This window comes from Pirellulales bacterium, assembly GCA_035499655.1.
In the GTDB taxonomy this organism is placed as follows: domain Bacteria; phylum Planctomycetota; class Planctomycetia; order Pirellulales; family JADZDJ01; genus DATJYL01.
Genome location: DATJYL010000196.1, coordinates 1 through 23,712 on the forward strand (window position 1 = coordinate 1; position 23,712 = coordinate 23,712).

Consider the following 23,712-nt stretch of genomic DNA (forward strand, 5'->3'; position numbering starts at 1 on the left):
TCCGAATCATGATGATCAGCTTCCGGGCCGGCCACCAGCGCTTGCATCAGCGCCACGCTTTGCCCCTTCGTGATTTTGCCGGCCTGAAGTCGTCCGATGGCAATGCGTCCCACGTAATCGGACCAATCGAGCGTGGTGACCAACATTTGCAACGGAGCGTTTTGATCGACTTCCGGCCCTGGTACGCGCTCCAGAATTAAATCTAACAGCGGCAGCAAATCGCCCTCGCGCGCTTCCGGATCGTGCGATAAATACCCGCCGCGGCCGCTGCCGAACAAATACGGAAAGTCGGCCAGCTTGTCGTCGGCCCCCAATTCCAGAAACAAATTGAACACTTCGTCCAGCACTTCCAGCGCCCGCGCGTCGCTGCGATCGACCTTGTTCACAATCACAATCGGCTGCAGCCGGCACTCCAGCGCCTTGCTGAGCACGAAGCGCGTTTGCGGCATTGGTCCTTCCGCGGCATCAACCAGCACCAGCGCTCCGTCGGCCATGCGCAGCACGCGCTCCACTTCGCCGCCGAAATCGGCGTGGCCGGGTGTGTCGATCAAGTTAATCTTCACATCTTTGTACAGCAGGGCGATGTTCTTGGCCAAAATAGTGATGCCGCGCTCGCGCTCCAAATCGTTGCTGTCGAGAATGCACTCACCTTGCAATTGGCTGGAACGGAACTGCCCGCTCTGCCGGAGCATGGCATCCACAAGCGTGGTTTTGCCATGATCAACATGAGCAATAATGGCGATGTTACGAATATCGGTGCGACGCATGTTGTGTGGTGGGTAGTGAGGGGTGAGGGGTGATTGGTGAGCGATCGGTAGTCTGCGGTCAGTAAATACAAAGCCGCGACCGGTGGTCGCGCTGGGAGTGGCGGCGGGGGTCCATCCGCTTGGCGGCTTAGCCGTGGATCGAAAGAAAATCTTTCGCGCCCAAATCCACCAAACTTACCAAGTCATCTGCGGTGGATGAGCTTTTAGCGCAGCGGCCCGAACGCGCGGGCATTGGCGGGGATGTTGATTCATAGCTGCGTCTGAATTGAAGAAATTGCAAGAATCGCGGTGCGATCCACAAGCTGATTATATCCGCAGCAGCGCGTCCCGACAACCGCATCCGTCGAGCTGCGTTCCGGTTACGTTCCTGGCTTCGCCGGCAAGCTGGGTTGCGTTTCGTTAGCGGTGTGTTTGCGACGCGGGAACCGAACCCAGTTTCACATCAGATTGCAATGGGAACTCGTAAACCAACTTTTTTTCCAGCGGCGGTTTTTCCGTTTGATCGGGCAAGATTGATTTCCGCACGGTGTATAGTCGAAGCGGTCCAGGCTGATCCTTCAAAATGCGGTCCAAAACTCGTCCTAGGGCCTGCACTTTTTCGGGGGGCACATTATTATCCAGCACCTTTCCAATCATGGCTTCCCAGATGGGTTCTGGAATCGACGTAAAAATCACATTCATATCCATTGGCTGCTCGTGCCCCTGCAAGTCCAAACGATCGAGTTCCGCAGTCGTGGTTTCTGGATTCATCAATGACGCAAACGTGGGATAACACGCAAACGGCCACGCATGTTCCTGGTGGGTAGCGCCCAAAGCAATGTTCACCGCAAGTAGACCGGCGCATGTCCAAACCAGATCCCGCGGAAGCGCAGCCCGAGCGGTAGGCTCCTGCTGGCTGCTGGGCAGAAGGCGTTTCGAAATGCGATCCCAAGGCAGGAAGCATACATATAAAACCTGCAACGGCCAGAACGAAATGGTCATCACCAAGTTCGTCATGGTATGGAACATCATGCCCGCCGCTGCGGCCAGGTAACGAGTAGGGCGCTGGAAAATCAAGAAAACAAATCCCATTTCAAACAGCATTGTTCCCAATCCGCCCAGGATCAAAAGCAGCGGATATTGGTCGATTCGCAGCAGCGGTTTCCAATCGCCAAAGTACGACCACTTCGCGTACATTTCCAAGCGCATATTTTCGGGTAGGCCCCACGCGAAACCGCAATTCCAAAACTTCCAGAAGCCAGGAAAAAAATAAATGACTCCAAACAACAGCCAGACCACGCGCAGCGGGACGCCGTAAACCGCCGACGCCGCCGGTCCTGCCAGTCGCCGGCTCCAACTTTCCTGCCTTCGGCCAATCCAGGCATCCACGGATAAAGCATCGCCGCAGCGGCTGGCGGCCAGCACCATGGCGAACCATATCAAATGATGAATATGGTTTACCTTGCCAAACGACTGCTGAATGCCGAGCACGTAATAGCCCAACACCACCGCCAACAACGCATTCATGCGGCTTGCCACTCCCAACATGCCCAACAAGCACACGGCCTTTAATCCGTATGCCGCGACAGTGGCCACATCCGGGTCAAAGGGGAGCCAGCGAAGGAACACGCCTGTCAGACTGGGGACTTTTTTCAATTCCGCCGGAAACGACGCGAACAAATATGTCAAATTCGGCGACACAACAAAAAAAAGTGCCGCAAATAGCGCGATGCGAAAGACTGCCAAATTGATAGGCGAATCGGGTTCAAACAGAAACACGGCCCAGCGTTTCCGCACGGTTTGCCGGGAATGCCACGCTGCCGCAGCGCCCAGCATTGCGCAAAACAAAAACAAGCTGCGGGAAAAATAGAGCCGGCCTGCCTGGAGAATGGCAGCGATGGGCAGATCCTTGCTGCTAGCCAGCAGATGATTTAACCACACGGGACCACGTTGAGCGTGCCCCGCAATCAATAGCGGTTCGACCAGAAAAAAATAGGCGCACGGCAATAAAACCAACCCCGCGCCCAACGCCAGCCACCAGCGCAGCGTTGATCTGTCAGGGAGCATAAGCCATCGTTTTTGTAAGTTGGTTTCGTGTTTGTGGACTATTTTCAGCGGCGCAAATAGACAAATTACGACCGGCGGTCAATATGTTTGCCAGCAACAGAGATAGCTAGCAGCCGTCGCCACAGGTTTCTGATTGCTGACAGCCCGTTTGAATGCAGTGTAGAATGCGGAAAGCTGGCAGCCAGCATCGGTCTGGCTAATCCGGAGAACACGTATGCGCTTGAGCACCATTCCGCAACTCTATCGGCACGCCAACCGCTGGGGGCAAATTCTGACCGTGCTCAGCAAGTACGGGCTGGCAGGCTGGATAGAGCGGTTGGGCCCGCGATTCACGCACGGCATATTAAAAGATCGCGAAGGGACGGCACTATGCAGCCATAATCGCGAAACTCGCATCCGCCTGGCGCTCTCCGAGCTAGGCCCCACGTTTATCAAGCTTGGTCAAATTCTCAGTACGCGCCCCGACGTGGTCGGCGTGGCCTTGGCTGACGAGTTATCGAAACTGCAAGACAACACACCGGCCGATCCGTATCACAGCGTAGTGAAAACCGTAGAAACGGAACTAGGCCAGCCGTTGGCGGAATTGTTCCTTGACTTCGAAGAAGTGCCGCTGGCCAGCGCTTCCATTGGTCAAGTGCACCGCGCACGGCTAAAAAACGGCGATTGGGTGGTGGCCAAAGTGCGGCATGCGGGCATCGAAGAAATTATCCGCCGCGATTTGGATATTCTGACCGGGCTTGCACATTGGGCGGAGCGCGTGCCGGAACTTACCAACTATCGGCCCCGTGCTACCGTGGCGGAGTTCCAGCGTGTGCTAAGGCGCGAACTGGATTTTGGCCGCGAGGAACGCAATCTGCAGCAGTTTGCGCACCTGTTCCAGGACGATCTCACGGTGAAAATTCCCCGCTCCTATCCGGAGCTTTCCACTTCGCGCGTGCTGACCATGCAATACCTGGAAGGGGTGAAGCTCTCGCACGTCGAAAAAGTTCACGAAGCCGGCTTTGATCTCGAGGAAATCGCCCGTCGCGGCGCCGATTTGTACCTCACCATGATCTTCACCCACGGCTTTTATCACGCCGATCCGCATCCAGGGAATTTAATTTTGATGCCCGGCAATATCATCGGGCTGTTGGATTTCGGCATGGTGGGGCGTATCGACGACGCTTTGCGCGAGGAAGTGGAAGAGATGCTGCTGGCGATCGGCGAGCGCGATTCCAGCCGGTTGGCAAATGTGATTACCCAAATGGGCGAAGTCCCGCGCGATTTGGATCAGGCTGCCCTGGGATACGATTTAGCCGATTTCGTCGCGCATTACGCGCATCAATCGATCGACGAAATCAATCTCAGCGCGGCGCTGAACGAAATGACCGAAATCATCCGCCGCTACCGTATCAGGCTGCCGGCGCGGATAGCCATGCTCTTGAAAATGCTGGTCATGCTGGAAGGCACGGCCCGCCTGGCCAGCCCGCGCTTCAGCCTGATGGAAGTGCTCGCGCCGCATCAAAAGCAAATGGCCTGGCGACGCATTTCTCCCCTGCGGCGGCTGCGGAAGCTGCGCCGCATTTACAGCGAACTGGAACACTTAGCAGAAGTGTTGCCACGCAAAATGTTGGACATCGTCGATCTGTTTCATGCCGGAAAGATCGACGTGCATTTAGATCACCGCGGCCTGGAGCCGTCGGTCAATCGGCTGGTGCTGGGCATGCTGGCCAGCGCGCTATTTCTCGGCTCGGCGTTGCTGCTCAGCCGTGAAGTGCCGCCGCTCATCGGTCCCGCCTGGTTGTTTGGCGCCAAAGGCGTGTCGCTCTTCGGCGCCGCCGGCTGCGTCGTGGCATTAGGCTTAGGCCTGCGCTTGCTGCGCGCCATCAACAAATCGGGCCATTTAGATCGGCGAGAATGACTTCTTGATTACTGTGATTTTTTCAATCGCACCAAAAGCCATTGCTGAGTTTTATCTGGGCCCATGTGTAATAACGCTGGCGCTTGATCTTGCGTGAGGTTATAAAGGCCCACTTCTCCGACCGTCGAATTATTTCCTCCGACGGTCCAAGCAACACGCTGCGATTGCTTATCGACACCCCCTTGCACTGGCTTGACGGTGTCGGTCACCAAGTCGACATAGTTGCCGGCCAGCGCGCCCGACTTGTTGACGGCCAACTGCATCACGTAGTGAGGCGTAGAATTTGGATCGTGCACCAAGGCAAACACTCCCAGCGGCGTCCAGTCAGAGGATTGGGGATTTGACGGCGGGGCACTCTGCGCAATCGCCGACGACTGCTGATAGCTTTGAGGGTCTATTGGGGCTGGAGCAGGTTGACCCACCGGATTACTTTGAACGCCTGGAGGCGGAGCGCAGGTATAACCATAACTGTAAGAGACAGGCTGAGCGGCGGCGGCCAGGCCAACCGCGGATGCTGCGCCGGCCCAGGTTGCCGCGTTCCATTCATCTCCGGTCGCCCAAGCAGAAGCATGCCACGCATCAGGATGCGCGCCATACCAATTCTGGTTATAGGTCCCTGCACCGTTGTACGCACTTCTCACAGCAGCCCCTTGATTGGGCAACGAGGTATTCGTGGGTTGCGCGCCGTTTTTTGCGGAGTAGCCAGAGGCTGCGGCACTTGCATTGGCCGGATTAAATCCGGCATCGGTGGGTTGCGTGGTGTGAGCGGCCGGATATCCTGGCATCGACTGAGGATGATATTCGCTCGCCGTCGCGGAATATGGCTCGCTCCCAGCATGATAAGTGCCGGTGTTGGCGCCAGTGGTTTCAGACGGTGGATGGTAGGCCCCGGTCGCTGCCTCATTATGATATGCGCCGGACGATTCGGGTGGGTGAGCAGTACTTGGATTGCCACCATGATAGGCTTCCGCACCTTCACTGGGATGACCAGTAGCGCCACCGAATCCGTGGGCCAGGACTAATTCTGTGGTAAACACGAGAGTGATCATGCCGATGAGGCCGACGAGCGTGAATTTCATTTGATTGCACTTTCGATTTCAAGCGATGGGAATTTGACGAGCTAAGCCATGTTTCGTTATTTCTGTGTCGGAATACGGACCATTTTTATTGGCGCCGCGTCTGGCAAGTGAACGCCATCCAGCGTTCGATTCGTCGATTGCCAAGTGAAATGATTGTCATCAACTTTAGTGTAGATGTTCACGGCCGTGGCATCGCTGCCTTCAGGCATCGTGCCAGTAGCGTCGACCGTCCACTTGTTTCCATCCTTGGTCCAGCTGTCTTCTCCGAAACCCCCTTGTGGCTCGAAGTGCCAGGAAACAATCTGCGCTAATTTTGGGTTCCACCCGATAATCTGGCCGCCGGTCAGGGTTGCTTCTCCCTGTTTCTCGCTTCGGTAAGTGTTCTTGATGAAGTTCCGGCCCCCCATCCATTCGAACTTCATAACCGAACCGGCGTCCTGGGCCTCGGGCTTCCACTGGCCGATCAACCATTCCAAATCTTTCAAGTGATCGCCGTCTAATTCTGAGATGTAAGGGACATCGTGGCCCGCTACCATGGTCCACTTTCCGTCGCGTCGGGCATGAACGACGTTATATTGGGCGGCGGTGCTTGTTTTCTCGCCCGGTAGCGTGACTTTGGCGATTCCTTTTTCGATGGCGGTATCGGGGCCGAAAAAGCGAAAGGAATCGATAAACAGCGTGACCTTCGCGCCAGGGTGGTCTTTGAATAGTTGTGCGTACTCTTTCTGAATGGCATCACGACCGTGAAAAACTTGGCCGGATTCATCGGTATACGCAGCATCCGCAGACCACTGCGCGCCGATCGTTTTCGCATCACCCGCATTGAATGCTTTGACGAACTCGTCGGCCGTGGCACGGAATGCTTTCTCGTCCGTGTCCGTATTGGCCTGCATCACCGACGATGTTTTGTCGGTTGTGTCAGCAGCACACGCTTTAATGTTCGACCCGCTGTCGAATCTTGCAATCACTAAAGCGCCAACGATCAACATGCTGGCAGCAAAGGATCGCGTTTGCTGATAGCGATTTGGCATTCGATTTTTCTCCCTCATTAAATCAGTTTTGTAATCCGACTACGCTGTTGGTTTATCCTCAGAGGTACCCTGCAGAGCAATTAGCTACTACTCGCTCAATTTGTTGTTGCGTTGCGCCTCCTCTAGTTTTTTGATGTCCTCGGGCGACAATTGCGGACGGTCTACAGTGATTGTCAATTTGTTCAGCTTCGCGGTCAGCGGAAATGGGGGCAGATAGTCGGCGTCGTTCACTCCGGTCAGCGTGTCGGAGCCGATGTCGAAACTTTCATCCCATTGCAGGATCATGGGCAGGGTCTTCTCAATTTTTTGGGTGTCGACCGTTTTGCCGTCTACTTTCAAGGTGCCGGCGCCGCCGCGGCCCAATCCAGTGAAGCTATTGAAAGCCAGCGTGCCAAGTCCCAGACCGTCGTATTTGAAATCGAATTCCACCGTGTGCTTACCCGGCGTCAGAGCGTCCGGACCGGCCCACTTCACACGTTTTAAATCGAGCATGTTCCACAAAAACACCGGCTTCCCCTTGAGCAGGTAGAACCCGTAGCCGGCGAACCGGCCACCGGAGGTCAAAATCATCCCTTCGGCGCCGCCCTGGGGCACTTCGATGTCGGCCTTGATGTTGTAGGAGCAGTCCAGCAGCAGCGGCGAGTCTCCTTGCGGCAGACCCGTCATGGGATGCGTGTAAACAAACTGGCTGCGGCCGGCCGTGATGTTTGGGCGCGGCGCGATAATCCGCGATGCTACCGAAGCATCGAGCGGCAGCACCTCATACTTTTTGGCTTCTGTGAGAAATAATTCCTTCAGCTCCTTCACTTTGTCCGGATTCTTGGCAGCCACGTCGTCAAACTGCGTCCAGTCTTTATTCAGGTCGAAAAGTTCCCAGGTGACGTTATTCAGCGGATCGGGATTGGCCGGGCCGTAAGCTTCCCACGGCGGGCGGACGACCTTGGTGCTAAGCATCCAACCGTCGTGATAAATGGCATGATCGCCAAACATCTCGAAGTATTGCGTCTTATGCCGTGAAGGCACGTCGGCATTGGCTTTGTCGAAGGTGTAAGCGAAGCTGGTGCCTTCGATGGGCGCTTGCTTGATGCCATCGACCGAATCGGGCGCGGGAATACCGCACACTTCAAGCAGCGTCGGCACGACATCGATCACATGGCAAAACTGATTGCGAATGCCGCCCACATCTTTAATGTGCCCCGGCCAAGATATACACATACCCTGCCGGACACCGCCCAAATGTGACGCAATTTGCTTGAACCAACTGTAGGGCGTATCGAAAGCCCAGGCCCAATGAGCAGACATGTGGTTGTAGGTTTTTTCAGTGCCCCACACGTCGTAGTATTTGGCAAGTTGCACGTCGACAGGCACATCGACACCGTTGAAAAACGCCACTTCGTTGGGCGTGCCGTAAAGGCCGCCTTCGGCGCTGGTGCCGTTGTCGCCATTGATGTAGATGATGATCGTGTTGTCGAGTTTGCCCATGTCTTCGACGGCCTGAATCACGCGGCCGATTTCGTGATCGGTGTAAGCCACATAGGCGGCGAACACTTCGACCTGCTTGATGAACAATTTCTTCTCATCCGGCGTGCATTGATCCCATTCCTTTAGAATTTCTTTCGGCCAGGGAGTCATTTTGGCGTCTTGCGGAATGACACCGAGCTTTTTCTCGTTGGCGAAGATGGTGTCGCGCAGTTTATTCCAGCCGTCGTCGAACAAGTGCATCGCATGAATCTTGTCGACCCATTCCTTGGTGGGATGATGCGGCGCGTGGGTGCCGCCGGGAACGTAATAGCAAAAGAATGGCTTGCTGGGGTCGATCTGATTAACTCGGTTCATCCAATCGATGGCGTCGTCGGCCATGGCGGTCGTGAGATTCCAGCCCGGCTTACCTAGAAACGGATAAATCTCTGTTGTGTTGCGAAATAAATTCGGCTCCCACTGATTGGCATCGCCACCGACGAAACCATAGAAATATTCAAAGCCCATGCCGGTCGGCCATTGGTCGAAGGGGCCGATCTGGCTGGCTTCGAAGGCCGGGGTGTTGTGGTCTTTGCCGAACCAACTTGTCGCGTAGCCGTTGTCCAGCAGAATCCGGCCGATGGTAGCTTTGTCTTTTGGGATAATGCTGTTGTAACCAGGAAAGCCCGTCGACTGTTCCGAGATCACTCCGAAGCCGACCGAGTGATGATTGCGTCCGGTGATCAGCGCGGCGCGTGTTGGAGAGCAGAGCGCGGTCGAATGAATCTGTGTGTAACGCAGTCCCGCCTTGGCGATCCGGTCCATAGCAGGGGTTGGAATGACGCCGCCGTACGTACTGGGCACTCCGAAGCCGGAATCATCGGTCATGATGAGCAGAATATTTGGCGCTTGCTTGGGAGGCACAATCCGAGGCGCCCACCAGGCCTTCGATTGCATGGCGTTGTCTTTGATTTCGCCGCCAAATTTTGGATCGGGCGCCGGAAGCTGTTTGCCGTCAATCGTAGTCGTAGCGCCGGGTGAACCTGGCGTGCCCGTGGTTTGCACAGCCGGCGCTGGGGAAGCACCCTGTTTATCATCTGCGGCAAGAACGGACGATGTTCGCTGTGTTGCGGCCAAATAACCCAGCGTTCCACCGAGGAACAAAACGACTATAACCTGCAACGAGCGAGCATGCTTCATAAACACTTTCCCCGATTCAATTCAACACGACGGTTGAATCGACGATAGAAACGCGCGCTGCATCACTGGCCACTTGGCGATGGATTGGATATTTGATTGGATTTTGGCTGCTTCTGGCGAAGCGGGCCAACGGGTACACGATTTTGGGCACGCGGTTCGCGAAAGTCAATTCGCTCTAAGGACGGGCTCTTGCCCCGCGCCGTGCGAATCGCTGCGCCTTTAATGCACATACAACGATTCAATCTCCTAAATGTCAATCACTGCCCTTCGTGGCTCTTAACCATGTCGTCGATCTGTTTTTTCACAGCGTCCAAATTGAACGACGCCGGGTCTTGCATTGGTGGGTAGTCGATCGCCGTCTTGGCCAGCTCCGCGACTTTTTGCTGCACGAGCACGAACCGCCAAAATTCCCGCGCGAAGAAATCATTTCCGTAGCCCCACGCGCCGGTCAAAGCGGTTTCGCCGGCAATCGACGGAAAGCGCTCGAACGGATCCTGGCGTAGGTTCACCAAACCGGGCATGTCGGTCGTGAGTTTCGGACCAGGCCAACCTTGCGGCTGTTGGAAAAATTGAAACTTCATATCATCCAACCGAACGGCCCCCAGTTTCGGACCGGCAAAATAAAACAATTCATGCCGCTTCGAGGGCCCTTGGCCGGTGATTAAGTCCATCTGGTTGTAGCCGTCGAGGTGGTTTTTGTACTGCTGATCGCCAAGCGTCACACCCTTCAGAAGCTGATCGGTGATATTTGAATTGCCGGCGGCAGCACACAGCGTGGGAAACCAATCCAGCCCGGAGAAGATTCCATTCTCCACCGTGCCCGCTTTAATATGGCCGGGCCAACGGGCGATGCACGGCACTCGGAAACCGCCTTCATAGGCTGTTCCCTTTTGACCTTTGAACGGCGTATTGCCGCCGTCAGGCCAAGTGAAGGTTTCAGCGCCATTGTCGGTGGTGAAGACGACAATCGTATTGTCTGCCTCTCCGATGTCTTCCAGGTGCTTGAGCAACGCGCCAACGCAATCATCCAATTGCTTCATGCCCGCTTCTTCCACAGCATAGTTGGTCTTGCTGTTCATTTCCGCCTGGTACTTCGGCGACAGGTAAGTAAAGACGTGCATGCGCGTCGTGTTGTGCCAAATGAAAAATGGCTTGCCGTCCTGTTTGGCTTTGTCCATGAAGTCGCACGTGTTTTTAACGAGCACCTCGTCGAACGTCTCCATGTCGTATTTCGAGCCTGGGGGGCCTTGCTGCCAGCTCTGATGATCTACCGCCATGTCCTTGAATGGGCGCAGGGGGCCCTCATCCGTAATTTTCTGCTTGCCGATTTTGCCCCACCGCGGCTGCACCGTCGGGTCGTCTGTGTCGCTGGCGTAGCAATGCACCAAATTGCGCGGGCCGTATTTCTCAAACCAATCGGGCGGATAGGAATACCAATACGGATCGGACATGGCGTCGAGGTGATACAGATAACCGAAGAATTCGTCGAAGCCGTGCACCGTCGGCAAAAATTTGTTCAAATCGCCCAAATGGTTTTTGCCGAACTGCCCTGTCGCGTAACCTTGCGCCTTCAATGCGGTGGCCAGCGTGCAGGCTTGGGCGGGAATGCCGACATCCGCGCCGGCCTGGCCGACCGTGGTCATCCCCGTTCGCAGTGGAATTTCGCCGGTGATAAAATTGGCTCGCCCCGCGGTGCAGCTTGCTTCCGCATAGTAGTCGGTGAACCGGATTCCTTGAGACGCTAACCTGTCCAAATTAGGCGTTTTTCCCGACATGATGCCTTGGTGATAAGCGCCGATGTTAAACCAGCCGATGTCGTCACCCATGATGAACAAAATGTTCGGCTTCTTGCCGCTATTCGAAGACGATTCCGACGTCCCACCGTTATTGCTCGCTTGCGCAAGCAGTGTTTGAGAATCGCCTGGCTTAGTCGTTGCCATCGCCAATAGCGCCGCCTTGTCCGAAGCACCGTCAAAACACGGACAATAATCTGCCGCCGGGTCCGTGGCCATGTTGTTGATCGTTAAGCGCCGTGTTTCCGCCTCACAATTCTCCGCGAGTCGATGGGCTGCGGCCACATAACCCAGCACTCCGCCAACCGCCAGCACCAAAGTAACTTGCATTTTCGAATGTGTGAACATGGCTTAACTCCATAAGTTGAAAAACTGCAGACCATATCGTTTAATGTCTTACGCCGCTACTTGTCGAACGGAAATAACCGCTTCCAATCGTCTTTCATACTGATCACAATCCAACCGCGCTGTTTTGCTTCGTCATACAAAGACTGCGTGAACGTGCCGATCCGGCTGTCGGGCAAGCCTTGCGCCGGGCCGTAAGCATATTCTCGTTTGGCGTCGTCGTGCAGCACCAACATTCCCAGCCATGCGCCGTCCCCCGCCGACGTGTACTCCAACATCTGCTGATCGCCCGTCGAATTGCCAAACGCCGCAAACGGCCGCCGGCCAATCATCAAATGAATGCCCTCGGGCTTACCGGCATCGTTATCGTTCAAGAGGAGCTTGGGGTCCTTGGTCAAAATCGGCCGGCCATTCTTGTCGTAGCCGTACTTCGTTTCGCCTGCCGATCCGACGATTTGCTCCGGCGGAATCCCGTAAACTTTCGCTGCGTAAACTCGCACAAAGTCCTGCCCACCGCCGGTGACAATGTACGTTTTATAGCCGCCGGCGCGAAAATAATTCAGCACTTCCAGCATCGGCTGATAAACCAGTTCCGTATATGGCCGGTCCCAGCGTGGGTGCTTGGCCGTTTGCAGCCATTTCTGCACTTCGGCCTGATATTCCTCGACCGTCATGCCCGTCAACGTCGCCGTCAGAACTTCCTCCAAATCCTTCGCCTGCAATTTAGCCACAGCATCGCGATCCCCCGACAGAACTGCTTTAATCGCCTCTTTGTTTTTCAACTCCGGATGATCTTTCACCAGCGCCGGCACTCGATCCAGGCAGTAAATGACCTGTGTGTACATCGGGTGCTCCACCCACAGCGTGCCGTCCTGATCGAACGTGGCGATTCGCTGTTCCGGCGGCACATACTTGGGGTTCGCTTTGTCGGTGGTTACCTGCACAAAGTCGAGAATGGCTTGCTTTGCCGCCCCGTCGTTCCAACTGGGCAGCGGATCAGCAGCTTGAGCCGCAACAGCGCATAGCGTCATCAACCAAGCAGCGAGGCTTAGGGCACAATTCATCCCGGCAAAGTGTTGTCGATTCACGGTCGGCGTCTTTCGGCAAAGATGCTCAAGCATTGCCGTGCGAACCCGAAGCTAACTCTTCCGCAATCAAACCGCAGCGCCGCGCACGAATCCAGATTTTTCGTGCGAAATCCAGCCAGCATGGCCCAACCGAGATTCCCTCGCCCCGACTAACACGAACGGTGGCGGATTTGCAAGATCTCTGGCCGCCCGTCCCGAGCAGCCCATCGGCCGATGATTTTGCCACGCTGCCAATTCACTGTCAAGCAGTCGCCTAGACGCGGGGGAGCGATTACCCTTCGGGAACAAGCAATACCATGCCGAAGAAAATGGTCCAGCCGGAATTGCTGGAATCGGTGACGAAGTTGTATTGCGGATCGGCGAAAAATTGTATTTTTTGGCCCCACAAGTTGGCAATGTAATCAACTTCGATACCCAGCGGCAGTTGTACCCACTTGTGGTCGCTCCAACTGTATTTGAATTGCATGTCCCCCAGCGCCAACGCCAACTGGTCGTTGAATTTGTAGGCCAGTACCGGCTGAATATAAGTTTCCGAATCGTTGCCGCCTAAGAAATTTTGGTTGATAAATCCGCACGTCCAATGCTCGTTCTTGACGACCCCGCCAAAGACAGGCCCTATCTGGAAATCGCCGGCCTCGCCCGAATTCGGATCGAGCCGAAAGTCCGGACCAAAGCCCCACTTTCCCCAATCGGGTGAGAAAATGGCTGCGTCGAAAATTTGAACTTTGTCCAACCCTGACGGCGCGCCATCTTGGAATTTATACGGTATCGATATCCGCAGCAGATTTTCTTGATCCCAAAGTTTGAGCGGTATGGTCGGACGAAATTCAAACTGCTCGTTATTCGGCCCTGCATCATCGATGGGCCAATTCCAAAATCCGCGAAAGCGATATTGCATTAACGGGGCGATAGGGTTGGTAATGCCGTCGATCAGCCGATCCGTGCTTTCCGAAGCCCCGCCGTAAGAATTTCCATTTCCCTCGCCGCTGTCTGTCATACCGCGATTGCCGCCGCGACTTTGCATGTCACTTTGTGCCAAATAAAATGCTGCGCCTTCTGGTGCGACGTCCTGAACCGGGCTGACGCTGTCCGCCGGTGGCGAATAGAGGGGCAAACCAAGTGCCGGTTCGATCGCTGCAAACGAGACGTCCGGCCGCAGCGTGTCCGAGGCAATCTTACTTTCTTGTGCATGAACCGTGCGCGGAGGCAGGCTGAATAACAGGCCCGATGCAACCAACAACCAGGCGGCGGTAAACAGAAGCGACTTTTGCATAATCGGTTGCCCAAGCAGCGCGAAAGCCAGCGAATGTTACTCCTGGCCAATCGCGTTCAGCAGTTGAGCATGGGCAACGCGGTAAGCAATCTCGTCTTTCATATAATCCAACTGTGCCTTGGCAGTAGCGCCTTTTGCGGCCAGCAAAGTTGCTTCCGTGGCGCCCCCTTCGATGAAACGTCCTCGCTCCATTGAATGAGGGCAATAGACAACTCCTCGGAAAATATCGACGGCTACGGGCGACGCTCCTACAGGCATTACCGTAATAAACGGGAATTGCGTTAGATTAGCCGCTGTCGACTACCATCTAAATGGTTTGCGAAGACAAATCGCGAAAGTTAAAGCCTGCCGGCTAGGAAAAGTCTAACTCTGACGCAATTGCACGTTCCTTAGCGAATTGCAAACGTAGTTTTCAGCGGCGAGGGTGATGGAGAAAGAAAAGTCCATCAGAGGCGCGGTTCAGATTCCGCCGGGCGGCGAACACTCATTTGGCCGACGACAATCGCTTGTTCGATGCGCAGATTCAAATCGTCCAGCTCTCGCAGCAAATGATCTTGCTGGCTTTCCAATTCGATCAGAAGTTGTGCCGATTGCGGCGCGGAAAAAACAGGCGCGGATAAAATCGGCGCGGCAACAGTGGTCGTTTGGTTCACGGAAAGCCCTCCCTAAAGTGCCAATACTGTTGACCATCGGCACTCGGGCGGCGCTACATTCAACTTGAGAAAAAATGCTCGGCGACCGGGAGAGACCACACAAACTTTGCGGGCAATTATTCAGAGATTGTCCGCGATTGCCGCCTTTCGCCTTCTGCTATCTGCTTTTGCTTCATGACAGCTCTTTGGCCAGTTGATCTTTGATGGCGTTTTCGATTTTGCCCTTGAACATCATGGCAGCCATCGGAATTTGCCCGTCGAGTTGCACTTCGCTGGGTTGCACAAAGACGTCGCCGGCCACTTTGAAGCCGTACGTGCTGAAACTGAAGTTCAGCGTGTTGCCGTTCCAAACTTCCTGCAGGTCGGAAACTTGGGCCTGATATTTATCCTTCACTTTCGCGAGGAGATTTTTCAGTCGGGCAGCGGCTTCCTCTTGCCCCAACTGATGCGGAAACGTGAGCTTTAAGCTCGGCATGAAAACACCGGTGCCAAGTGGTTTAGATAAAAACGGGCGTACGGCGAGCATAGCAAATTGCCGTGGCCACGAACAGAGCAGCGCCGCCCACGCCAACCGTGGAACAACGCAGCGCCGGAAAAGACTGCTGCCTGACGCCCTACGCGGGCTGCAATGTTCAGCGCCAGCGGTCCGTCAATCGTCGTGCTCGCCGATGGCTTCGGCGTAGTTGAGCGGATCGCTAGGATGCCACAACGGCAAGCCCGCCTTCAGACGTTCGGCCAACACTTCCAGTTTTTCCGTAGAGCCCGGCAAGGCCCGGGTCGACGAGTATTTTCCGTCATCCACTTTGGGCGGTTCATAATCCCATAGCCCCAACTTGACCGCTTCCAGAACTGAGATTGGCACGCCGTGACTCCTGTATCCCTCAAGAGGCGATTTTGCGCCGCCGCATTCTCTTCAACCTCCTGTTTGCGGCGACCAACACGCAGGGTACATCCTCTACCCGGCACGGTGCAGCACGCAGTATTTGCGTCCATTGCAAACCTGTCAAGGAGTTTTTTTCACGGCGGGTCTTACGAAGAAAAAAATACTGCTTCGTCGCGATTTGGCCTGATTGTTGCACGGCCAATTGGTCATGTTTCAGATCGGGAATCCATGATTGCAAAAGAATATCAAGGCGCAGTTTTCTGTAGGGTTTGGTGTGCTTCAGCCAGCAGCGAATTAAGACGTTGAACCACTTCCAGCGTAAGGGGTTCGCACCAGGCGCCATGGATGGTTACATAGCCTTCTTCCCAGCGCCCCAACGTGGCCTTCACCTCCCGATGTTGATAATCCTTGGCTTTTTCCGCCACGCGCATCGTCAGGTTGCGCACGGGAATTTTTCGCCCCTGCGAGCCTGGAAGTTGGCCCACGCCGCCGCCAAGAAAAAAACATTCGACAAATTCCACTGGAATGCGGATCGGCGCCCCAGTGCGCAAATACACCAGCACTTGCCTATCGGCGTACGCTAATCGCGGCAATCTCAGTTGCGCGACAATTATTCCCAACATCATGAAACCGGCGGCCACCATGATCCATCCAACGATTCGCAGCCAAGCCCCGGTCTCGGTCGCCATCGCTAAAACCGGGATTAGACCTATCGCCATCAGCACAACAGGAAGTATCATGCCGAGCAATAATATGCGGAGGTTGGTTCGCAGCCAGATTTCCGTCATCGGTGCATCGCCAGTTATGATGATTGAATGGCCCGTGAATTCGCCACCGACTCCAACGTCGCCGTCTCCAACATCGAGCAATCAATTTAATCACACTCCCTTCGGCACGCCACTGCATGTCGTATAACCACGTTACCACCGATAAGCAGTTGGCGGCATTGTGTGAAGAATTGGCCCAGGCCGAGGTCATCGCGTTCGATACCGAATTCGTTTCCGAACACACGTACCGCTCGCAACTTTGCTTGGTGCAAATATGCACGCCGGCCGGTTTGAGTATCATCGATCCGTTAAAACTAAGCAGCCTCGACCAGTTTTGGGAAGTGCTGGCCCAGCCCAATCATCAAACCATTGTCCATGCCGGGCGAGAAGAGCTGGGCTTTTCGCTGCAGGCCGTGAGTCGCTGCCCGGCCAATTTGTTCGACGTGCAAATTGCCGCAGGGTTTGTCAGCGACGAATTTCCTTCCGGCTATGGCACTTTGCTTTCTCGGTTGCTGGGCGTGAACACAAAAAAGGGGGAAACCCGAACCGATTGGCGACGCCGTCCCTTGAGCACACAACAATTGGAATACGCCCTGGACGACGTGCGCTATCTCATTCCGCTGCGCGATAAGTTACAAACTCTGCTGGCAAAAGCCAACCGCACGCAGTGGTTCCTTGCCGAAATGCAGGCCTTCGAGCAGGAAGTGGTCGCCAGCCGCTCTCGAGAACGCTGGCGGCGGGTATCGGGCATTTCGGGCTTGCCACCCCGGTCGCTGGCCGTGGCTCGCGAATTGTGGCGCTGGCGAGAAGGAGAAGCTCAGCGCCGAGACACGCCGGCTCGGTTTATTTTGCGTGATGATTTACTCGTCGAACTGGCCCGGCGACGGACCGCCGACATGCGGCAAATTCGAGCGGTTCGGGGCTTGGAACGGAGCGAGTTGCAGCGCCTTTTGCCCAAAATTGCTGAACACATTCAACTGGCGCTCGATTTACCGCAGCAAGATTGGCCGCAATCAGAGCGCCGCGAAGTGCCGCAGCAAATTAACGTGTTGGGACAATTTTTATCGACCGCGCTGACCAGCTTGTGCCGCTCGCGCGAATTAGCGCCGGCGCTGGTGGGCATGGCCAGCGATGTCCGCGACCTGGTCGCTTTTCGACTGGGTTTTGTCGACGGCGAGCCGCCGGCCCTGGCTTGTGGTTGGCGCGTGGAAGTGGTCGGCACCCTGATCGACGATTTGTTGGCCGGCAAATTGAGCATTCGCATTACCGATCCCCTTTCCGACCATCCGCTTGCATTCGAATCCCCGGGACATGCCGTCCCCACGCCACAGAAAAAATCGCCCTGAGCGTGGCAGCATGCAAACATGGGAATCATACGAACGACAAAATCAGCCGCCGAGCCCATGGTCCCGCCTCTTGCGATGCTATCTTCGTTGGCAAGCGCGGCAGCCTGGGCCAACTTTTCCAATCGTACGCATTCCTCCGAGAATTCGGATTGTTCTGTAAATTCTGAAAGTATCGGAAATGCCGCATCCGATACCTTCTAAAGCCGGAGAAATTGGCTCCGGAATACCGCTACCATCCGTACAGGTTTTGGCAATTGCCCAGCCTGACAGCAGCGTGGCGGCGACCGGGAACTACCCGGCCGGATGAATCAAGGGGAATGAACTAGGGGGGTGTGGAATGAAGTGCGCTAAATTTCTGTCTCTCGCTGCCCTGTGCTTGGGGCTGGCGATGTACGCTGCCTTTGCCCGTGCGACGCAGCCGATTTCCGATTACGATTTAGCACCGCTGCTGCGAGCTTACGGCGGCGGTGCAGATCAAACGCAGTCGTCTGATAACGACGACGACAACACTCCGCCGGAAACGTTGCAACCAAGCGGCAAGCAGGCCGCAGAATTTAACGTGGACCGGTCACGCGGTCAGGTCTCGCCGGCAATTTATTCCCAGTCCGACGATGATTCCGGCCAGAGCGATCAGCAGCCATCATCACAAGCCACGTCCCGTTGCGATGTACAGGCCTTTCGTTCGAGGCCGCACTATGCCTCACCGGGGAGCGCAACATTTTCTGGAAATTCGGTCAATCGCGGTGTCCGGCCAGCCATGGCCACTTCGCCTGCAAACTTTTCCAGCGGAAGCAATGACGATTCCTTGGAACCATCGCAGGGACCGTCACGCTCCATCCAATCGTCGCGTGGCTCGTCGTCAGGCGCTATGAATGCCTGGACCAATAGCGGCGACAACAATTCCGCGGCCGCTCCGGGCAACGGTGGCCAAGCCCCTCCGGAAATGATTGGTCCTGGCATGGAATCGTCCAACTCCGACGATAGCTGCGGTTGCGACGGATGCGGCGGTTGCTGCAACGATTGCTGTTCATGTTTCAATCCGTGCGGTTGCCGCGGATGGTACGGCGGCGCCGATTATTTGTTTGTGCGCCCCGATTTCAGCGTGGCCCAGGCTTTCGTCAAAATTGTGGGTAGCGGCACGGAAACGGTGAACGAAACCGACACCATGATTCAGCAGAAATTCGATTATCGAAGTTCGGTCCGGGCATTCCTCGGTTACCGCTTCGATTGCGGCGACGAAATCAGTTTTCATTATTGGAATTTCAACGACGGGGGCACCCTGGTGACTCCCACTCCGACCGATACCACGGCGTACGGCGGGCAATTTATGACTCGGGCCAACACGCCTGACCAGCTGTTGATCAATTCCGTCGGTCTGAATATGAACGTGTACGACATCGATTACTCGAAATGCTGCTGCAATCCGTGCCCGACATGCAATCCGTGCTGTCCGGTGTGGACCTTAAAATACTCGGTGGGCGTGCGGATTGCCGACGTGAACCGCGTCGACAATACCACGGCCATCAATCCGCCCGTGGAAGATGCGCCGCCGCCGGCAAACGCCTTTGTGACGGCCCACTTCATTGGCGCCGGCCCAAGAGTGGGCTTGGAAGGGCGCCGCTATTTCCGCGGCTGCGACCGCCTGTCGCTGTTTGCGCGCACTAACTTTTCACTTCTCTTGGGCGAAAACACTTTGACCCAAAAGCTCATCGTGACGAGTTCCGATATTTCGCCGGAAACCACCGAAACCCTGACCGACAGCCACGATCGAATTATTCCTGTGGCGGAAATCGAATTGGGCGGCGACTGGCAAATGTCGAACTGCCTGCGTCTTTCCGCCGGTTACTTGTTTCAAGCCTGGTGGGACCTGGGAGAATTTGAACAGATTAGCGTCACCGACTTCCAAACCCAATCGAACGCCAACATCATGGGCTTCGACGGCCTGTTTGCCCGCGTCGAATACTGCTTCTAACGGAGGCAACCCAATCGGGGCATCGGCTTGCGGCTAGGGACAACGCAAACGGCGCGTCAGCAAGTGTCGAAAGAAATCTTGCCACAGCACACAGCAGGCTGGCAGAAACTCAAGCGCCTACCGGCTTCACCACGCGACGGGTCCGGCGTTCCGCACGCAATCGCGCGCGGCGGCGAATTTCGCTTGGCTTTTCATAGTATTCGCGGCGGCGCATTTCCTTCTTAATGCCGCTGCGCTCCACAAGTTTGCGGAAGCGTCGCACCGCTTCCTGAATCGATTCCCGGTCCCGAACCGTAAGTTTAACCACAATTCCTCCTTTACTAAACCACGGAACATCAACACCTTGGGCATACTCGCCACAACCTGCCTACCGATCGCGGCGAAACATGCAAGTTTACACCGTCTGGCATGGCAATGTCTATGGGATTTTTCCCTCATTCCCTACAAATCGGCCCCAGTCATTGCCTTTCCAGCCCTGGACAACCCCGGCGGCAGTGCCATAGGGTAAAGTTATACCGTGGCGAAATCGCTCGCTGACCAATCCATAGTCGTCAGGGTCAGTTGGGCGTCTGGTAAGGCAGTGGGTGAGCCCAAATCATGTCGCAACATCAGCAAAACATGAAACAGGCAGCCGTCGAGCACGAGGCCCTGCGCCATATTATCGGCGCTTTGCGCACGGTGCTCGATTGGAAGCCCACCGCCGACGATCTTCCCCGCAAACTATCCAGCCTGCGGTTTATCGCCCAATCGTTTCAGCGTCACCTGGAACGCCTGATGGCGCTGAAAGAACAAGATGGCTACATGACCGACGTGGTCGAGCAAATGCCTGCAATGGCCGAAAAAGTTCAGGCGTTGCTTCGCGACCATGATGAATTTGAGGAGACCTTGCACCGGTTGGTGCTGCGGCTGGAACATCTTTCCCCTGACGACAAGCCGAAAGTCGAAGCGGTCTGCCGCGACATGGAAGAATTGCTGGTCAAGCTCGACGATCACCACCGCCGCGAGGCCGATATCATGCAGGAAGCATTCGCCCGCGACGTCGGCGGCCAGGGGTAACGGCACTCAATTTTCTCGAGGACCAGTTAATCACGGCTTGGCTTGAATCGTAATCGTTTCCACATTGCTCATGGTTTTCGTCGGAACCGATGAGGCGCACGATATCTTGTATTGACCCGGCGCGCTGAACATTACCTTGCGTGCCAGCGGGTCGTCCTTGACGATGTCGTCCGTCGGTAGATTGCCCCGGGCTGCACCCGGTGGATCAATGTTCCAGGCAACAGATGATTGGATGTTCGCTTGCGAACTGGGTGGCTCCTTGGAATATGTCTTAACGCCTGAAGGAACGTCGGCATTTTTTACTCGCAGCCAGGGCCCGTCTTTACGCGAAGCCTTCAAATCAACCCATTCTCCGACGGTTGCTTCTTTGGGAACCGAAATCGTAACCGTCGTGACAAAATCGGGCCCAGCAATAAATACCTCGTCGCTCGATTGGGCTGCATCGGGTTGAGGTACTACCGGCTGATTCTGTGCAGCCTGATTCGCGGCTGGTTGTCCGGCGTCTGGCGCTTCGGAACAACCTGCTAATCCAAATAGTGCAATAAATAGCAGTTTCTTTGCCCAGCGGTTGCGACAGAACATGCGACTGTTATCCCTTCGAACTTTGTGTCCCATTTTTACGATTGCTGCTAACCAAGATGTATATTCCCTCCTCATCTCGGATCAAGCCTTGGGGCGTGGTTTCATTTTTTTCATTGTGCAATCGTTCGCGCGCGATTAGCCCGTGCTTTTTCCACCGGTCGGCGGCCTCCTTCATCGTCAAATAATTTGGCCATCCGGGCCAAACTTTCCGGCGTGGAAGCATGCGAACCATGCAATTTCAATTGGCCGTTTTCCATTTCCGCCCACACGCAGCACTGCATTTGCACAATGCGAAACAGCCCAGGCTCGCGCTTTCCCAGTTTTTCCATCGCTTTCGTCAATGACTGATACGCGTCCAAATGGAAAACGGGAACCCACTGCCCCGCTTTTCCTTTCTCCGGACACTGCCATTGTTCGACATTAAAAAATCCGTGCGGCATCGTTAAACTTCCGAAAAATATTCCTGTGTATCCTTCCGCTTGCCGAAAGAGACCTCCGTCGCCGAAGTTCTGCGCCGCATTTTAGCATCAATTCTCTCCTGCTGCACCCTCTTAGTTGCTTCCGCACGCCAACCGCGTTAATCTGGAACGTAGGACGTATGCAAAAGCCAGTGCCATCCGCTTCTCTACGGTTTTGTAACTGACATCCTTTGGAGTTCTGATCGTGAACGAAGAGCATATGCAGACAGCCTCTCCCTCCGCTGCGCCACCCGCATTGTCGGCCGCTCAATCCACGGCCCCGCCTCAGGAACCCCCATCCAAGGAGCAGCTCAAGGCCGCCTACGTCGCTTTCAAAAAACGCTGGAAGTTCACTCGCCTCGATCAGGAATCGCGCATCGGACGCGGGCCCATGAGTTCCGGCCAAAAGTCGACCATCGTCGGCATCGAGCCCCCGCGCGAATATCCCTCCGCCGTGTGGGAAGCGCTCGTCGAGCAAGGCAAGCTGAAACGTGCCGGCCGGGGTCAATACTCACTCGCATAGCGCTGGGGTGACTGCGATTGATCAGCCCACACCATCAGGAATTCCCAATAACCAAGTCCCGATTGACCGATGGATGTTGGTGTTCACGTTGAAAATTGGTCATTAGTGTTTGGTCATTCTTCATTTTCTGTTTATGGCCGTACTGCTGCAAATTAAGAATGCCTGCAAAAGCTACGGCCATCAGGTGCTGCTGGAAAATGCCGAGGCGACCATCATCGACGACGCCAAGGTCGGCTTCGTCGGCCGCAACGGCGCCGGCAAAAGCACGTTGCTCCGCATTCTGCTGGGCGAGGAAGAACTCGACCAGGGCGAAATCGTCCACCATCCCAAATTGCAGTTGGGCTATCTGCGCCAGCACGATCCATTTCTCCCCGATGAAACCGGCCTGCAGTTTTTAATGCGCTCCAGCGGCCAACCCGATTGGAAATGCGGCGAAGTCGCCGGCGAGTTCGAGCTGAAAGGCACGTCGCTGGAAGGGCCCATCGCCCAGCTTTCCGGCGGCTGGCAAACGCGGTTGAAATTGGCCGAACTGCTGCTGCACGAACCGAATTTGCTCCTGCTGGACGAACCGACCAATTTTCTCGACTTGCGCACGCAAATTCTGCTGGAGCATTTTCTGCGCAACCACCGCGAAGCCTGCCTGGTGGTCTCGCACGATCGCGCCTTTCTTGCCGCCACCTGCGACCACACCCTCGATTTGTCGCGCGGCAAGCTGACCATGTTCCCCGGAAAAATTGACGCGTTTTTGGAGTATCAACAGCAGCAGCGCGAGCATGAACAGCGCACCAATGCCGCCACGCTGGCCAAACGCCGGCACCTGGAAGAGTTTATCGCGAAAAATAAAGCCCGAGCCAGCACGGCTTCGCGGGCCCGCTCCAAAAGCAAGCAATTGGAGCGCTTGGAATTGATCGAAACCGCCGCCGACGAGCCCACGGCCAACATCCGCGCTCCGCAGGTCGAGCCGCGCAACGGCCCAGCACTGCGGTGCCGGCAATTGGCGATCGGTTACCCCGACCGCCGTGTAGCCGACGACATCGCTCTGGAAATCGATCATGGCACGCGCGCCGCCGTTGTCGGCGACAACGGCCAAGGCAAAACCACGTTCCTCCGCACCGTGGTCGAATCTTTGCCGGCACTCTCGGGCGAAGTGCGCTGGGGCTATGGCTGCCAGCTCGGTGTTTACGCCCAACACGTTTACACCAGCCTGCCCGAGGAGCAAACCGTGCTGGAATACTTGGAGCGCTGCGCCATGCGGGGGACCAAGTCGCAGTATATTCTCGACTTGGCCGCTGCACTTTTGTTTCGTGGCGAGCAAATCGAAAAACGCATTGCCGTGTTGTCCGGCGGCGAACGGGCCCGGCTATGTCTGGCTGGTCTGCTGTTGGGCAACTACAACGTGCTTGTTCTCGACGAGCCCGGCAACCATCTCGATGTCGATACCGTCGATGCGCTGGCCCGGGCGCTCATCGATTACCGCGGCACGGTCGTGTTC

Annotated in this window: 22 protein-coding genes; 6 read left to right on the forward strand and 16 right to left on the reverse strand. The window is 55.7% G+C overall.

Going from position 1 to position 23,712, the window contains the following annotated elements:
• Together VMJ32_14235 and VMJ32_14240 are read right to left on the reverse strand one after the other, a co-directional pair.
• The coding region (locus tag VMJ32_14235) for a GTP-binding protein (protein ID HTQ40181.1) at nt 1-767 on the reverse strand (767 nt) is incomplete at its 3' end.
• 399 nt (nt 768-1,166) lie between these two features.
• The gene (locus VMJ32_14240; GenBank protein ID HTQ40182.1) at nt 1,167-2,813 is read right to left on the reverse strand and encodes an HTTM domain-containing protein; all 1,647 of its coding nucleotides are present in this window, start codon (nt 2,811-2,813) and stop codon (nt 1,167-1,169) included.
• 214 nt (nt 2,814-3,027) lie between these two features.
• Here VMJ32_14240 and VMJ32_14245 point away from each other — a divergent pair, with 214 nt between their 5' ends.
• The gene (locus VMJ32_14245; protein ID HTQ40183.1) at nt 3,028-4,713 is read left to right on the forward strand and encodes an AarF/ABC1/UbiB kinase family protein; all 1,686 of its coding nucleotides are present in this window, start codon (nt 3,028-3,030) and stop codon (nt 4,711-4,713) included.
• A gap of 8 nt (nt 4,714-4,721) precedes the next feature.
• On the opposite strand, the gene VMJ32_14250 is transcribed toward VMJ32_14245, so the two are convergent.
• From VMJ32_14250 to VMJ32_14300, 11 genes are all read right to left on the reverse strand, one after another.
• On the reverse strand, nt 4,722-5,792 hold the full coding sequence (locus VMJ32_14250; GenBank protein HTQ40184.1) for a hypothetical protein: 1,071 nt from the start codon (nt 5,790-5,792) through the stop codon (nt 4,722-4,724).
• A 56-nt stretch (nt 5,793-5,848) separates the two neighbouring features.
• The gene (locus tag VMJ32_14255; GenBank protein HTQ40185.1) at nt 5,849-6,781 is read right to left on the reverse strand and encodes an SgcJ/EcaC family oxidoreductase; all 933 of its coding nucleotides are present in this window, start codon (nt 6,779-6,781) and stop codon (nt 5,849-5,851) included.
• Between the two features lie 129 nt (nt 6,782-6,910).
• Nucleotides 6,911-9,481 (reverse strand): arylsulfatase, encoded by a 2,571-nt coding sequence (locus tag VMJ32_14260; protein HTQ40186.1) that lies wholly within the window; start codon nt 9,479-9,481, stop codon nt 6,911-6,913.
• Nucleotides 9,482-9,738: 257 nt separating this feature from the next.
• The gene (locus VMJ32_14265; GenBank protein HTQ40187.1) at nt 9,739-11,622 is read right to left on the reverse strand and encodes an arylsulfatase; all 1,884 of its coding nucleotides are present in this window, start codon (nt 11,620-11,622) and stop codon (nt 9,739-9,741) included.
• 56 nt (nt 11,623-11,678) lie between these two features.
• A complete protein-coding gene (locus VMJ32_14270) occupies nt 11,679-12,683 on the reverse strand; it encodes an HAD family hydrolase (protein ID HTQ40188.1) in 1,005 nt (334 codons plus the stop codon).
• Nucleotides 12,684-12,978: 295 nt separating this feature from the next.
• Complete coding sequence (locus tag VMJ32_14275; protein ID HTQ40189.1) at nt 12,979-13,980, reverse strand: hypothetical protein; 1,002 nt, start codon at nt 13,978-13,980, stop codon at nt 12,979-12,981.
• A gap of 36 nt (nt 13,981-14,016) precedes the next feature.
• Nucleotides 14,017-14,172: a hypothetical protein gene (locus tag VMJ32_14280; protein ID HTQ40190.1), complete on the reverse strand. Its 156-nt coding sequence runs from the start codon at nt 14,170-14,172 to the stop codon at nt 14,017-14,019.
• Between the two features lie 254 nt (nt 14,173-14,426).
• The gene (locus VMJ32_14285; GenBank protein HTQ40191.1) at nt 14,427-14,633 is read right to left on the reverse strand and encodes a hypothetical protein; all 207 of its coding nucleotides are present in this window, start codon (nt 14,631-14,633) and stop codon (nt 14,427-14,429) included.
• A gap of 172 nt (nt 14,634-14,805) precedes the next feature.
• Nucleotides 14,806-15,108 (reverse strand): polyhydroxyalkanoic acid system family protein, encoded by a 303-nt coding sequence (locus tag VMJ32_14290; GenBank protein ID HTQ40192.1) that lies wholly within the window; start codon nt 15,106-15,108, stop codon nt 14,806-14,808.
• A gap of 174 nt (nt 15,109-15,282) precedes the next feature.
• Nucleotides 15,283-15,495 (reverse strand): hypothetical protein, encoded by a 213-nt coding sequence (locus VMJ32_14295; protein ID HTQ40193.1) that lies wholly within the window; start codon nt 15,493-15,495, stop codon nt 15,283-15,285.
• Nucleotides 15,496-15,761: 266 nt separating this feature from the next.
• The gene (locus VMJ32_14300) at nt 15,762-16,304 is read right to left on the reverse strand and encodes a hypothetical protein (protein HTQ40194.1); all 543 of its coding nucleotides are present in this window, start codon (nt 16,302-16,304) and stop codon (nt 15,762-15,764) included.
• A 116-nt stretch (nt 16,305-16,420) separates the two neighbouring features.
• Here VMJ32_14300 and VMJ32_14305 point away from each other — a divergent pair, with 116 nt between their 5' ends.
• Nucleotides 16,421-17,629: a ribonuclease D gene (locus VMJ32_14305; GenBank protein ID HTQ40195.1), complete on the forward strand. Its 1,209-nt coding sequence runs from the start codon at nt 16,421-16,423 to the stop codon at nt 17,627-17,629.
• A gap of 337 nt (nt 17,630-17,966) precedes the next feature.
• Nucleotides 17,967-19,601, forward strand: coding sequence for an Lpg1974 family pore-forming outer membrane protein (locus VMJ32_14310; GenBank protein ID HTQ40196.1), 1,635 nt, complete (start codon nt 17,967-17,969; stop codon nt 19,599-19,601).
• 109 nt (nt 19,602-19,710) lie between these two features.
• On the opposite strand, the gene rpsU is transcribed toward VMJ32_14310, so the two are convergent.
• Nucleotides 19,711-19,908, reverse strand: coding sequence for a 30S ribosomal protein S21 (gene rpsU / locus VMJ32_14315; protein HTQ40197.1), 198 nt, complete (start codon nt 19,906-19,908; stop codon nt 19,711-19,713).
• Nucleotides 19,909-20,198: 290 nt separating this feature from the next.
• Here rpsU and VMJ32_14320 point away from each other — a divergent pair, with 290 nt between their 5' ends.
• The gene (locus tag VMJ32_14320) at nt 20,199-20,657 is read left to right on the forward strand and encodes a hemerythrin domain-containing protein (protein HTQ40198.1); all 459 of its coding nucleotides are present in this window, start codon (nt 20,199-20,201) and stop codon (nt 20,655-20,657) included.
• Between the two features lie 30 nt (nt 20,658-20,687).
• Here the strand turns inward: VMJ32_14320 and VMJ32_14325 are convergent, their stop codons facing one another.
• Both VMJ32_14325 and VMJ32_14330 read right to left on the reverse strand, forming a co-directional pair.
• On the reverse strand, nt 20,688-21,239 hold the full coding sequence (locus VMJ32_14325) for a hypothetical protein (protein ID HTQ40199.1): 552 nt from the start codon (nt 21,237-21,239) through the stop codon (nt 20,688-20,690).
• Nucleotides 21,240-21,349: 110 nt separating this feature from the next.
• Nucleotides 21,350-21,679 (reverse strand): hypothetical protein, encoded by a 330-nt coding sequence (locus VMJ32_14330; GenBank protein HTQ40200.1) that lies wholly within the window; start codon nt 21,677-21,679, stop codon nt 21,350-21,352.
• 223 nt (nt 21,680-21,902) lie between these two features.
• Between VMJ32_14330 and VMJ32_14335 the strand changes: the two genes are divergently transcribed.
• The gene (locus tag VMJ32_14335) at nt 21,903-22,220 is read left to right on the forward strand and encodes a hypothetical protein (protein HTQ40201.1); all 318 of its coding nucleotides are present in this window, start codon (nt 21,903-21,905) and stop codon (nt 22,218-22,220) included.
• Nucleotides 22,221-22,353: 133 nt separating this feature from the next.
• The coding region (locus tag VMJ32_14340) for an ABC-F family ATP-binding cassette domain-containing protein (protein HTQ40202.1) at nt 22,354-23,712 on the forward strand (1,359 nt) is incomplete at its 3' end.